This window comes from Rathayibacter sp. VKM Ac-2759 (assembly GCF_009834225.1).
Classification (GTDB): Bacteria; Actinomycetota; Actinomycetes; order Actinomycetales; family Microbacteriaceae; genus Rathayibacter.
The window spans coordinates 2049081-2062214 of record NZ_CP047176.1 but is presented as its reverse complement, the minus strand read 5'-3'; the positions used below and the strand labels follow the sequence as shown (position 1 = coordinate 2062214).

Here is a 13134-nt window from a genome sequence, read left to right as displayed (position 1 = left end):
CGCGCTCGATCACCGGCGACGCTCTCGCCCCTGCAGAAGGACCGGAACCATGGCCTCACCCACTCCCTCGCGACCGCGCGTGCTGGCTCTCGGACCCGGGCGCGCACCCGTCGTCGCCCCGTCCGCCTGGGTCGCTCCCGGCGCCACCCTCGTCGGATCGGTCGAGCTGGAGGAGGAGTCGAGCGTCTGGTACGGCGCGGTCCTGCGCGCGGAGAGCGCCCGCATCCGTCTGGGCCGGGGCAGCAATCTGCAGGACGGCGTGGTCGTGCACGTGGACGCCGGATTCGACACGACCATCGGCGCACGCGTCTCGGTCGGCCACAACGCGGTGCTGCACGGCTGCACGCTCGAGGACGAGGTGCTGGTCGGCATGAGCGCCACCGTCCTCAACGGCGCCGTCGTCGGAGCCGGCTCGCTCGTCGCGGCCGGGGCCGTCGTGCTCGAGGCTGCGGTGATCCCGCCGGGATCTCTCGTCGCCGGGGTCCCGGGCAAGGTCCGGCGCGAGCTGACGGCCGAGGAGCGCGAGGGCATCCGCCGGAACGCCGCCTCCTACCTCGCCCTCGCCGAGCTGCACCGCGGAGCGGAGCCGATCGACTGATCCGCCCCTCGGAGGATCCACCCGGCGACGGACGGAGGGGCGAGAGGGCCGGAGGACGACGAGACCCCCGGCGCACCAGGGGTTCGGCGGACCGGGGGTCTCATGTCAGGAGAGGGGCTGACGAGAATCGAACTCGCATCATCTGTTTGGAAGACAGAGGCTTTACCACTAAGCTACAGCCCCGAATCGCCGCCCCGATCATCGTCGGAGGAGCAGTCCGGTGGTCCCGAGCGGAGCGTCTCCGCATCAGGTCCGAGAATACCCTAGTGCACGGCCGGAGTCGTGCCGGACGACGCACGGCGTCCCCGGCGACGGACCCGCTGTGGAGTACACTTGCGAAGGCCATTTCGGCGTGTCGCGCGAGCGGACCTGCGGGAAGGGCTCGACGAGAGTCCTCATGGCAGGGTCCACGGTCAGCGCGGTCCCCGGACGAAACGGTCCCGGGGTGGTGCGGTCCGCCGGCCCGGCACTCCGGGGCGTAGCTCAGCTTGGCTAGAGCGCCCGCTTTGGGAGCGGGAGGTCGCAGGTTCGAATCCTGTCGCCCCGACCACGAGAACTCATCGTGACGACATCGACCCGTGACGACCGGTCACACGGCGCCGACACCAACCAGCACAGGAGATCCCCTCACGTGAAGACCACGGTAGAAAAGCTCAGCCCGACCCGCGTGAAGCTCGCGATTTCGGTCAGCCCGGACGAGCTCGGGCCCAGCATCAAGCACGCCTACGGCCACATCGCCGAGCAGATCAACGTCCCCGGCTTCCGCAAGGGCAAGGTCCCGCCGGCCATCGTCGACCAGCGCGTCGGCAAGGCGGCCGTCCTCGAGCACGCGGTGAACGAGGGCCTCGACGGCTTCTACCGCGAGGCCGTCCGCGAGAGCGAGGTGCGTCCGCTGGGCCGCCCGCAGGCGGACATCGTCAGCTGGCCGAGCGACAAGGACTTCACCGGCGACCTCGAGCTCGCCATCGAGGTCGACGTGCGCCCCGAGATCACCGTTCCCGACTACGACGGCATCGAGCTGACCGTGGACGCCGCTGAGGTCACCGACGCCGATGTCGACACCGAGCTCGACACGCTGCGCAGCCGCTTCGGCACGCTCGTCACCGTCGACCGCCCGGCGAAGACCGGCGACTTCGCCCAGATCGACCTCATCGCCAGCATCGACGGCGTCGAGGTCGACACCGCCAACGCCATCTCGTACGAGCTCGGCTCGGGCGAGCTGATCGAGGGCATCGACGAGGCGCTCGACTCGCTCACCGCCGGCGAGAGCACCACGTTCACCGCCCCGCTCCTCGGTGGCGACCACGCCGGCGAGCAGGCCGAGATCGCCGTCACGCTGACCGCGGTCAAGGAGCGCGAGCTCCCCGAGGCCGACGACGACTTCGCCCAGATCGCCAGCGAGTTCGACACCATCGGCGAGCTGCTCGAGTCGCTCAAGGAGCAGGCGTCGCAGCAGAAGGTGTTCGGCCAGGGCGGTCAGGCCCGCGAGAAGCTCGTCGAGGCGCTCCTCGAGCTCGTCGAGGTCCCCGTCCCCGCGTCGCTCGTCGAGGACGAGGTGCACCGTCACCTCGAGGGCGAGAACCGCCTCGAGGACGACGAGCACCGCGCCGAGGTCACCGAGGCCAGCGAGAAGACCTTCAAGACCCAGATCCTCCTCGACCACGTCGTCGAGCAGGAGAAGGTCCAGGTCAGCCAGGACGAGCTCACGCAGTACCTCATCCAGGGTGCGGCGCAGTACGGCATGGAGCCGAACGAGTTCATCAAGATCCTGTCCGAGAACAACCAGATCGGCCAGATGGTCGGCGAGGTCGCCCGCAACAAGGCGCTCGCGATCGTCCTGGGCAAGGCGAAGGTGACCGACTCCGAGGGCAACCCGGTCGACCTCACCAGCTTCACCGCGGTCCCCGGGGACGAGGACGCGGCCGATGAGGCCGTCGCCGCCGACGAGGTCGCGGCGGACGCCGAGGCCGAGCCCGAGGTCGTCGCCGAGCCCGAGCCCGCCGCGGAGGAGGAGCCCGCTCCCGCCCCCAAGCGCAAGCGCGCGCCGGCCAAGAAGAAGGTCGCCGCCGAGGAGACCCCGGCCGCCGAGTAGTCGACGCCAGCACTCCTCCGAGAGCCGCTCCCGATCCGTCGGGGGCGGCTCTCGTCGTCTCCGGCGACGCGGGAATCCGCCCCGGGCGAACACCGGCGGCTCAGGCTCCGCCCCCGGCGAACACGGCCGGGTCCCTCAGGTGCCGTCCGATAGATTCGCCTCCGAAGCGACAACTGAAACGGAGCGACACATGGCCGACATGGTTATGCCCAACAGTGTTTTCGACCGCCTTCTCAAGGACCGGATCATCTGGCTCGGTTCTGAGGTGCGCGACGAGAATGCGAACGAGATCGCGGCGAAGCTGCTGCTTCTCGCGGCGGAGGACGCCGAGAAGGACATCTTCCTCTACATCAACTCGCCCGGAGGCTCGATCACGGCGGGCATGGCGATCTACGACACCATGCAGTTCGTCCCGAACGACATCGTGACCGTCGGCATCGGCATGGCGGCGTCCATGGGTCAGCTCCTGCTCACCGCGGGCACCCAGGGCAAGCGCTACATCACGCCGAACGCGCGCGTCCTGCTGCACCAGCCGCACGGCGGCTTCGGCGGAACGGCGTCCGACATCCAGACCCAGGCGCAGCTCATCCTCGACATGAAGAAGCGCCTCGCCGAGATCACCGCCAAGGCGACCGGCAAGACCGTCGAGCAGGTCAACGAGGACGGCGACCGCGACCGCTGGTTCAGCGCCGAGGAGGCCCTGGCCTACGGATTCGTCGACCACATCCGCTCCTCCGCGACCGACGTCGCCGGCGGCGGCGGAACCGCCATCGACGACTGACGCACCAGACGAGCCGAGAGATCAGGAACAGACAATGACCATCCCCACCTTCGGCGGCACGGCGTTCGGCTCGGGTGCCGCGCCGAGCTCGCGCTACATCCTGCCCACGTTCGAGGAGCGCACGGCCTACGGCTACAAGCGCCAGGACCCCTACGCCAAGCTCTTCGAGGACCGCATCATCTTCCTCGGCGTGCAGGTCGACGACGCGTCGGCCGACGACATCATGGCGCAGCTGCTCGTGCTCGAGAGCCAGGACCCCGACCGCGACATCGTCATGTACATCAACTCGCCCGGTGGCTCCTTCACCGCGATGACGGCGATCTACGACACGATGCAGTACATCCGCCCGCACATCCAGACGGTCGTGCTCGGTCAGGCCGCCTCGGCCGCCGCCGTGCTCACCGCCGCGGGCACGCCGGGCAAGCGCCTCGCCCTGCCGAACGCGCGCATCCTCATCCACCAGCCCGCCGTGCAGCAGGGCGGAGGCCAGGCCTCGGACATCGAGATCCAGGCCGCCGAGATCATGCGGATGCGCGAGTGGCTCGAGGAGACGCTGTCGCACCACTCCAACCGCACTCCGGAGCAGGTCAAGAAGGACATCGACCGCGACAAGATCCTCGGCGCCGACGACGCGCTCGAGTACGGCCTGATCGACCAGATCCTGACCAGCCGCAAGAGCGTCCCCGCGCTCACGGCCTGACGCAGCATCCGAGGGGCCGGGAGGCGGAGCGATCCGCCGCCCGGCCCCTTCGGCGTCTCCCGGGCTCCGAGCGGTGCACCGGAGCCCGATCGCCGTAGCAAACCGACACCTCTGCGGCAATGGGCGCGGAAACCGGCCCGCCTGCCGGGCCTGTGCGAGCGAGCGGCTAGGCTCGGAGGCAGAGATCGGCGGTCCCCGCAGACCGCGCCGGATCCGTGCCGAAGGGCGCACGACACGACCGACGAATCGACGCTCGCCGTCATGACGGACGACAAGGAAGTGGGGCTCCCCGTGGCTCGAATTGGCGAAAGCGCCGATCTGCTCAAGTGCTCGTTCTGCGGCAAGAGCCAGAAGCAGGTCCAGCAGCTCATCGCGGGCCCCGGCGTCTACATCTGCGACGAGTGCGTCGAGCTCTGCAACGAGATCATCGAGGAGCGCCTCTCGGAGTCGAGCGAGGAGACGAGCCACGAGTTCGACCTCCCGAAGCCGAAGGAGATCTTCGGCTTCCTCGAGGAGTACGTGATCGGCCAGGAGCAGGCGAAGAAGGCCCTCGCGGTCGCCGTCTACAACCACTACAAGCGCGTGCGCGCGCGCAACACCATCACGGCCGCCGACGCGATCCACGACGAGGTCGAGATCGCCAAGAGCAACATCCTGCTGATCGGCCCGACCGGCTGCGGCAAGACCTATCTCGCGCAGACGCTCGCGAAGCGGCTCAACGTGCCGTTCGCCGTCGCCGACGCGACCGCCCTCACCGAGGCGGGCTACGTCGGCGAGGACGTCGAGAACATCCTCCTGAAGCTGATCCAGGCCGCCGACTACGACGTCAAGCGCGCCGAGACCGGCATCATCTACATCGACGAGGTCGACAAGATCGCCCGCAAGGCCGAGAACCCCTCGATCACGCGCGACGTGTCGGGCGAGGGAGTGCAGCAGGCGCTGCTGAAGATCCTCGAGGGCACGGTCGCGTCGGTCCCGCCGCAGGGCGGCCGCAAGCACCCGCACCAGGAGTTCATCCAGATCGACACGACGAACGTCCTGTTCATCGTCGCGGGAGCCTTCGCCGGCCTCGAGGACATCATCTCGTCGCGGGCGGGCAAGCGGGGCATCGGCTTCGGCGCCCCGCTGCACAACAAGGACGACGAGATCAACATCTTCAGCGAGGTCCTCCCCGAGGATCTCCACAAGTTCGGTCTGATCCCCGAGTTCATCGGGCGCCTCCCGGTCGTGACGACCGTGACGCAGCTCGACCAGCACGCGCTGATGCAGATCCTGACCGAGCCGCGCAACGCGCTCGTCAAGCAGTACCAGCGGATGTTCGAGATCGACGGCGTCGAGCTCGAGTTCGATCGCGGCGCCCTCGAGGCCATCGCCGATCTCGCCGTGCTGCGGCAGACCGGCGCCCGCGGCCTCCGCGCGATCCTCGAGGAGGTGCTCGGGCCGATCATGTTCGAGGTGCCCTCCTCGGACGAGGTCGCCCGCGTCGTCGTCACCCGCGCCGCGGTGCTCGACAACGCCGCGCCCACGATCGTGCCGCACGCCCCCCGTCGCCAGGAGAAGAGCGCCTGACCTCCTGAGGTCGCGGCCAGTTCGCGCCGATTGGCACGCCCGGCGGCCATCGGCTGCCGACGGCCTTCCCTACTCTGGCGGAGCGCCTCCGACGGGCGCCCGCCGTCTCTGACCGTGCGGTGACCGCGACCGGAGGCCACTCATCGTCCAGCCGCTCCTCGCCGGGATCGTCGCCGCGCTCACCGGCTTCTCGAGCTCGTTCGCGATCGTCCTGGCCGGAGTCGTCGCCGTCGGCGCCACGGATCGGCAGGCCGCGTCGGGGCTCCTGGCCGTCTGCGTGCTCCAGGGTGTGCTGTGCATCGCGCTGAGCATCCGCTACCGCATCCCGATGACCTTCGCGTGGAGCACTCCCGGCGCCGCCCTGCTCGCCGCCACGGCGACGCTGCCCGGCGGGTTCGACCGGGCGGTCGGGGCGTTCCTGGTCGCCTCCGCCCTGCTCGTGGTCACGGGACTGTGGCCCGCACTCGGGCGCCTGGTCGCGAGGATCCCGCGCCCGATCGCCAACGCGATGCTCGCGGGGATCCTCTTCCCCCTGGTGCTGGCACCCGTGCGCGCCGCCGTCGAGATCCCGCTGCTCGCCCTGCCGGTGATCCTGGTCTGGCTGATCCTCCTCCGGGTCCTGCCGCGCTGGGCCGTGCCGGCCTCGATCGCCCTCGCCATCGTGCTGCTCCTCGCCACCGACGGCGCCGCTCTCTCGGGTGCCCCGCTGCTGCCGGGCCTCGAGTTCGTGCCGCCGGTCTTCGAGCTCGGAGCCGTCGTCGGCATCGGTCTGCCGCTCTACGTCGTGACGATGGCCGGGCAGAACATCCCCGGCATCGCCGTGCTGTCGAGCTTCGGCTACGAGGCGCACTCCCGACCCGCCATCGTCTCCTCCGGCGCGCTGTCCGGCGTCGCCGCCGTATTCGGAGGAGTCCCGATCAACCTCGCCGCGCTCAGCGCCGCGCTGACCGCGGGCCCGGAAGCGTCGCCGCTCCCCGGGAGGCGGTGGATCGCCTCCGTCAGCGCGGGCGCGTCGTACCTGGTGCTCGGAGTCGTGGCGGGAGCGGCGAGCGCGCTGGTCTCCTCGGCCAGCCCGCTGCTGATCGAGGCCGTCGCGGGCCTGGCCCTGCTCGGGGTCTTCGTCTCGGCGGTGCAGGCGGCGGTCGACGAGCCGCGGCTGCGGCTGCCGGCGGCCGCGACGCTGCTGGTCACCGCCTCCGGAACAGCGATCGCCGGGATCGGCTCGGCCTTCTGGGGCCTGGTGGTCGGGCTGGTCGTGCTGGCGTGGCTCCGGCCCCGCGGCACCGCCTGATCAGGCGAGACCGCGGCGCCGCAGGAGCGGCTCGGTGCGGGCATCGCGCCCGCGGAACTCGCGGTAGGCGGCGAGCGGGTCGCGCGAGCCGCCGATGCCGAGGATCATCCGGCGGAACCGCTCGCCGGCCGCACGGTCGAGTCCGCCGTTCTCGGCGAACCACTCGACGGTGTCGGCGTCGAGGATCTCGCTCCAGATGTAGGAGTAGTAGCCGGCGGAGTAGCCGCCCGAGAACACGTGCGCGAAGTAGCTGCTGCGGTACCGCGGAGGGACGGCGGGCAGGAGCAGACCCGCCCGCTCCAGCACGGTCGACTCGAAGGCGGCGACGTCCCGCTCGGCCACCGGGGCCTCGAGCTCGTGCCAGGCGAGATCGAGCAGAGCGGAGGCGAGGTACTCCGCGGTCGCGAAGCCCTCGCCCCACAGCGCGGCGGCCTCGAGCCGGGCGACGGTCTCGGCGGGCAGCGGCTCGCCGGTCTCGACGTGCCGCGCGTACAGCGGGAGCAGCGACGGCCAGCGCACCCACATCTCGTTCACCTGGCTCGGGAACTCGACGAAGTCGCGGAACACGCTCGTTCCGCCGAAGCGCGGGTAGCGGGTCGTCGCGAAGAGCCCGTGCAGGGCGTGGCCGAACTCGTGGAAGAGCGTCTCGACCTCGTCGATGCTGAGCAGGGCGGGGCGGCCGGGTCCGGGGTCGCTGATGTTGAGGTTGTTGACGACCACCGCGGAGTCGCCGAGCAGCGTCGTGCGGGTCGCGAGCGAGTTCATCCAGGCACCGCCCCGCTTGGAGTCGCGGGTGAACGGGTCGAACAGGAAGAGTCCGAGCGGCGTGCCGTCCTCCTCGAGCACCTCGAAGACGCGGACGTGCGCGCTGTAGCCGACGAGACCGCCGCGCTCCTCGAAGCGGACGCCGTAGAGGCCCTGTGCGGCGGCGAAGACGCCCTCGCGGAGCACGCGCTCGAGCTCGAAGTAGGGCCGCAGCGCACTGGAGTCCACGCTGTAGCTCGCGGCCCTGACGCGCTCCTCGTAGTACGCGCGGTCCCAGGCCTCGATCGGGAACCGCGCGGCGCCCGCCGCGTCCTGGTCGGCGTCCGCGAGCTCCTGCATCCGCCCGAGCTCGGCGCGCACGTTCCGCGAGGCCGGAGCGGCGAGCTCCTCGAGGAGGCTGCGGACGCGCTCGGGGGAGCCCGCCGTCTGGCCCGAGATCACGAAGTGGGCGTGCGAGGCGGAGCCGAGCAGCTGCGCCCGCTCGGCGCGGAGGGCGGCGATCCGTTGGAGGACCTCGCGGTTGTCGTGCGCGCCTCCCTCGCCCGCACGGCCGACGGAGGCGCGCAGGATCCGCTCGCGGACGCCGCGGTCGCGGAGCCTCGCCAGCCACGGGTGGCCCGAGTAGAGGGGGAGGGTCACCAGGTGGCCCTCCGCTCCCCGGTCAGCGGCGGCGCGGGCGGCCGCGGCGATCTCGGACTCGTCGAGACCGTCGAGCTCGGCGGCGGAGTCGAGCAGCACCGCGCGCTCGTTGGTCTCGGCCAGCAGGTTCTTCTCGAAGCGGGTGGTCAGGGTCGAGAGCTGCTCGTTGAGCGCGCTCAGCCGCGACTTCCCCGCATCGTCGAGCAGGGCGCCGGCCCGCTCGAAGCGGGTCAGCACGCGCTCGAGGAGGTAGGCGGTCTCGGCGTCCAGATCGAGGGACGGCGCGCGGTCGGCCAGGGCGCGCAGGCGCGACACGAGTCGCGGATCGAGCGTGATCGCGTCGTCGTGCGCCGAGAGCAGCGGCGCCAGCTCCGCCTCGAGCGCATCGGTGAGCTCGGTGCGGTCGGAGGCGCTGACCGTGAAGAAGACGGCGCTCACGCGGCGGAGCGCGCGGCCGGAGCGCTCGAGCGCGACGAGGGTGTTCTCGATCGTGGGCTCGTCGGGGGAGCCGGCGATCGTCTCGATCTCGGCCCGGTGGCGGCGCAGCGCCTCCTCGAACGCCGGACGGTATGCGTCCGGGTCGACCGCGGCGAAGTCGGGCAGCCCGTGCGGCAGAGTGCTCGGCTCGAGCAGGACGGCGACGGTGTCTGAGGCGCTCATCCTGCGAGCCTAAGGGCGTCCGGTCTCGCGGCCGCCGACGTGAGTGCCGACAGGGGATGCGCGTTCGATCCACTGCACGTGCCTGCTGATCGTCGAGCCCGCGAAGCGGGCGTGTCGAGGTCCACCGACGTCAGCGGGCCCGGCTCGTCAGCCGGCGCGCTGGTGCCAGTGGGTCTCGATACGCCCCTGCGGGGCTGCTCGACCGGCACGGTGACGCCGGCAGTCGATGGTGCCGCGGCGAGACGGCTCCTCAGCCCCAGTCGTCGTCCTCGCCCTCGACGCGGCCCTGCGGCTGCGTGATGTACGCCGCGTCCTCGTCGGGCTTGTACGTGATCGTCGTGCCGTCGTCGAGCTCGAGCACCGGCTTGCCCTCGAGCCAGGTCAGCTGCCAGCGCCAGTCGGTGGCGTCGGTGCCGGAGGAGCCCAGCTCCTCCTCGACGTCGCGGATCGCGGTCACCACGATCTCGGGCAGGGTGTGCGGCGGCTGCTGGCCGACGGGCCAGCGGGTTCCGAGCTGCATCGGGGGTTCCTCTCGTCAGGTCGATCGGGCGAGGGACCGCTCCGGGCGGCCCCTCGCGAGGGACTACTCGGTCTCGAGCTCGATCTCGACGGCCAGTGTCGCACCGTCGACGACCTCGAGCTCCGCGATCCGGCCGACCGCGGCGAGGTCGGCCGCCGCGAGCCGCAGCGGCGCCACCAGCTCGGCGGGGGCCGTCACGACCGCCCGGCGCGCCGGCGTCTTCTGCGAGGCCTTCGCGTCGGTCTTCGCGCGCCGCACGGCGGTGAGCACCGAGCTGGCCGCTGTGAGCACGACCGGGTCGCCTCCGAGGCCGCCCGCCTCCGGCCACGGCTGCACGTGCACCGAGCCCTCGTGCGACCACGACCAGGTCTCCTCCGTCGCGAAGGGGATGAACGGCGCGAACAGGCGCAGCAGCACGTCGAGCGCCAGGTGCAGCGCGGCGGCCGCCGACGCGCCGTCCTCGCCGTAGGCGCGCTCCTTGACCAGCTCGAGGTAGTCGTCGCAGAAGGTCCAGAAGAAGGCCTCGGTGATCTCGAGCGCGCGGGCGTGGTCGTAGTTCTCGAGGGCGGTCGTCGCCTCCGCCACGACCCGGTCGAGTGTCGCGAGCATGCTCAGGTCGAGCGGATCGGTGATCGGGGCGCCCTCGGGCAGGGCGAATCCGTGGATGAACTTGGCCGCGTTGAGCACCTTGATCGCGAGGCGCCGGCCGATCTTGATCTGCGTCGGGTTCTGCGGGTCGAACGCCGCGTCGGTGCCCAGGCGCGAGGAGGCGGCCCAGTAGCGGACCGCGTCCGAGCCGTGCTGCTCGAGCATGCCGGCCGGCGTCACGACGTTGCCCTTCGACTTCGACATCTTCTTGCGGTCGGGGTCGACGATGAACCCCGAGACGGTCGCGTTGCGCCACGGGGCACGGCCGTCCTCGAGCTGCGAGCGCAGGAGGGTCGAGAACAGCCACGTGCGGATGATGTCCTGGCCCTGGGGGCGCAGGTCGTACGGGGCGACGAGGTCCCAGAGCTCCGGGTCGCGCTCCCAGCCGCCGGCGAGCTGCGGGGTGAGCGACGAGGTCGCCCAGGTGTCCATCACGTCGAGCTCGCCCTGGAAGCCGCCGGGCACGCCGCGCTGCTCCTCCGAGTAGCCGGGCGCCGCGTCGGAGGAGGGGTCGACCGGCAGCGCCGACTCGTCGGGGACGAGCGGGGAGTCGAAGACCGGGTTGCCGTCGCGGTCGAGCGGGTACCAGACCGGGATCGGCACGCCGAAGAAGCGCTGGCGCGAGATCAGCCAGTCGCCGGAGAGGCCGTTGACCCAGTTCTCGTAGCGGACCCGCATGAACTCGGGCACGAAGCGCACGTCGCGGCCGAGCTCGAGCAGGCGCTCCTTGAGCCCTGCGTCCCGGGCGCCGTTGGTGATGTACCACTGGCGGGTCGAGACGATCTCGAGCGGCTTGTCGCCCTTCTCGAAGAACTTGACCTGGTGGGTGATCGGCCGGGGGTCGCCGACCATCTCGCCCGACTCCTTCAGGAGCGCGACGACGGCCTGCTTGGCCGAGAACACGGTCTTGCCGGTGAGCTGCTCGTAGGCCGCGCGGCCGCTCTCGCTCGTGATGGCGGCCGGCGCCTCTGAGATGATCCGGCCGTCGAAGCCGAGGATCGCGCGGTTGGGGAGGTCGAGTTCGCGCCACCAGACGACGTCGGTGACGTCGCCGAAGGTGCAGATCATCGCGATGCCCGAGCCCTTGTCCTTCTGCGCGAGGTGGTGCGCGAGCACCGGCACCTCGACGTCGAAGAGCGGAGTGCGCACCGTGGTGCCGAAGAGGGCCTGGTAGCGCTCGTCGTCGGGGTGGGCGACGAGGGCGACGCAGGCGGGGAGGAGCTCGGGCCGCGTGGTCTCGATGAAGACGTCCTCCGCGCCGTGGAAGGCGATGCGGTGGTAGGCGCCGGGCTGGTCCTTGTCCTCCAGCTCGGCCTGGGCGACGGCGGTGCGGAACGTGATGTCCCACAGGGTCGGGGCCTGGGCCTGATACGCCTCGCCGCGGGCGAGGTTGCGCAGGAACGCCCGCTGGGAGGCGGCCTGCGACTCCTCGCCGATGGTGCGGTAGCTCTGCGTCCAGTCGACAGAGAGCCCGAGGGTGCGCCAGAGGTCCTCGAACTGCTTCTCGTCCTCGACTGTCAGCCGCTCGCACAGCTCGATGAAGTTGCGGCGCGAGATCGGCTTCTGATCGGCCGCCTTGCTGCTCTTGTTGTCGCCGCCCTCGAACGGAGGCGTGAATCCGGCCTCGTAGGGGAGTGTCGGGTCGCAGCGGACCCCGTAGTAGTTCTGCACGCGGCGCTCGGTGGGGAGCCCGTTGTCGTCCCAGCCCATCGGGTAGAAGACGCTCCGGCCGCGCATCCGCTGGAACCGTGCGACGACGTCGGTGTGCGTGTACGAGAAGACGTGGCCGATGTGCAGCGAGCCCGAGGCGGTGGGCGGCGGCGTGTCGATCGAGTAGACGTCGTCGCGGGTGAGGCCGGTGCGGTCGAACCGGTAGGTGCCGTCGGTCTGCCAGACGAGGCCCCACTTGCTCTCGAGCCCCTCGAGGGCGGGCTTGGCGGGGATCTGCGCGGCGGAAGTCATGGTTCTCCGGTTCGATATGGGCGGCACCGTGTCGGTGGTGATGATGCCTGGATGGCGGCGCTGGAGCGGGATCGCTCGACGGCCGCGTCGATTCTACGCGGGGAGCGGCCCGGTTCCGGTCGGGGAGGGGCTCAGCCGACGATCGGCGCGAAGCCGCTGCAGACCGGAGCGAGCGCCTCGTCGAGGTAGGGCACGAGCTCTCCCCGGGTGGGCCCTGCGGCGGCCCAGGCCTGCACGGCGGCCACGGCGGCGCCGACGGCGGCGTACGCGAGCGCCCGGGTGAGGTGGGAGGGCAGCGGATGCGCGGACCGCCGCTCGGCGAACGCGGCGACCACCTCGGCCTGCCGCACGAGCCGCGAGAGGGCGGAGGCCTGCAGCTCGTGCACGCTCCCGATCAGCTCCGTCTGGGTGAGCGCCCAGGGCACTGTCGACGGCCCGAAGCCCGCCCCGACCGCGAGCAGCGCCTCGCGGAGCGCCGGCATGACCGGAAGCGAGGGATCGACCGCGGCGAGCGCCTCCGGCAGCTCGGCGAGGCGGTCGTCGACGAGCACCCAGAAGACGTCGCTCTTGGACTCGAAGTAGTTGAAGAACGTGTTGCGCGAGACTCCCGCGCGCTGGGCGATCTGCTCGACCGTGGTCCCCGCGTAGCTCTGCTCGACGAAGAGGTCGAGCGCCGCGTCCTCGAGCATCGATCGCGAGGACGCCCGGGGCCGTCCTCGTGCTGCTGACCGCGCCATCACCGCTCCTGCCCCGCCTCCGCCGACGCGCTACGATATCGGGTGGACGACATCGACCCGGCCATCACCGGCGAGTCTCCGGAAGAACGGCGAGGGCCCCGGCCTCCGCCCAGTAGACCCGGACGGGTACGGCCCGTGACAGCCGATCGAGTGGGAACGTCGCAGCGCGAGC

General features: G+C 71.2%; 10 protein-coding genes and 2 tRNA genes. 7 read left to right on the top strand and 5 right to left on the bottom strand.

Features of this window, described 5'->3' with window-relative positions:
• The first annotated feature begins 49 nt into the window (after nt 1–49).
• Nucleotides 50–598, top strand: a complete 549-nt coding sequence (locus tag GSU68_RS09445) for a gamma carbonic anhydrase family protein (RefSeq protein WP_159907639.1) — start codon at nt 50–52, stop codon at nt 596–598.
• A gap of 112 nt (nt 599–710) precedes the next feature.
• On the opposite strand, the gene GSU68_RS09440 is transcribed toward GSU68_RS09445, so the two are convergent.
• Nucleotides 711–781 (bottom strand) — tRNA-Gly (locus GSU68_RS09440).
• Nucleotides 782–1070: 289 nt separating this feature from the next.
• Between GSU68_RS09440 and GSU68_RS09435 the strand changes: the two genes are divergently transcribed.
• The 6 genes from GSU68_RS09435 (at nt 1071) to GSU68_RS09410 (ending at nt 7031) form a co-directional block, all read left to right on the top strand.
• Nucleotides 1071–1148: transfer RNA gene (locus GSU68_RS09435), tRNA-Pro, on the top strand.
• Between the two features lie 81 nt (nt 1149–1229).
• Nucleotides 1230–2690, top strand: a complete 1461-nt coding sequence (gene tig, locus GSU68_RS09430; RefSeq protein ID WP_159907636.1) for a trigger factor — start codon at nt 1230–1232, stop codon at nt 2688–2690.
• 139 nt (nt 2691–2829) lie between these two features.
• Nucleotides 2830–3471 carry an ATP-dependent Clp protease proteolytic subunit gene (locus tag GSU68_RS09425; RefSeq protein WP_279631028.1) on the top strand — a complete coding sequence of 214 codons (642 nt, stop codon included), beginning with the start codon at nt 2830–2832 and terminating at the stop codon, nt 3469–3471.
• 34 nt (nt 3472–3505) lie between these two features.
• Nucleotides 3506–4171: an ATP-dependent Clp protease proteolytic subunit gene (locus tag GSU68_RS09420; protein WP_159907631.1), complete on the top strand. Its 666-nt coding sequence runs from the start codon at nt 3506–3508 to the stop codon at nt 4169–4171.
• A gap of 291 nt (nt 4172–4462) precedes the next feature.
• Nucleotides 4463–5740, top strand: coding sequence for an ATP-dependent Clp protease ATP-binding subunit ClpX (gene clpX / locus GSU68_RS09415; protein WP_097165886.1), 1278 nt, complete (start codon nt 4463–4465; stop codon nt 5738–5740).
• Nucleotides 5741–5882: 142 nt separating this feature from the next.
• Nucleotides 5883–7031 (top strand): benzoate/H(+) symporter BenE family transporter, encoded by a 1149-nt coding sequence (locus GSU68_RS09410; RefSeq protein WP_159910222.1) that lies wholly within the window; start codon nt 5883–5885, stop codon nt 7029–7031.
• Here GSU68_RS09410 and GSU68_RS09405 read toward each other — a convergent pair whose 3' ends face one another.
• The 4 genes from GSU68_RS09405 to GSU68_RS09390 form a co-directional block, all read right to left on the bottom strand.
• The gene (locus GSU68_RS09405) at nt 7032–9095 is read right to left on the bottom strand and encodes a M3 family metallopeptidase (RefSeq protein ID WP_159907614.1); all 2064 of its coding nucleotides are present in this window, start codon (nt 9093–9095) and stop codon (nt 7032–7034) included.
• 250 nt (nt 9096–9345) lie between these two features.
• Nucleotides 9346–9615, bottom strand: a complete 270-nt coding sequence (locus GSU68_RS09400; RefSeq protein WP_159907611.1) for a hypothetical protein — start codon at nt 9613–9615, stop codon at nt 9346–9348.
• A gap of 63 nt (nt 9616–9678) precedes the next feature.
• On the bottom strand, nt 9679–12225 hold the full coding sequence (gene valS / locus GSU68_RS09395; protein WP_159907608.1) for a valine--tRNA ligase: 2547 nt from the start codon (nt 12223–12225) through the stop codon (nt 9679–9681).
• A gap of 131 nt (nt 12226–12356) precedes the next feature.
• The gene (locus GSU68_RS09390; protein WP_159907606.1) at nt 12357–12962 is read right to left on the bottom strand and encodes a TetR/AcrR family transcriptional regulator; all 606 of its coding nucleotides are present in this window, start codon (nt 12960–12962) and stop codon (nt 12357–12359) included.
• Nucleotides 12963–13134: the final 172 nt, after the last annotated feature.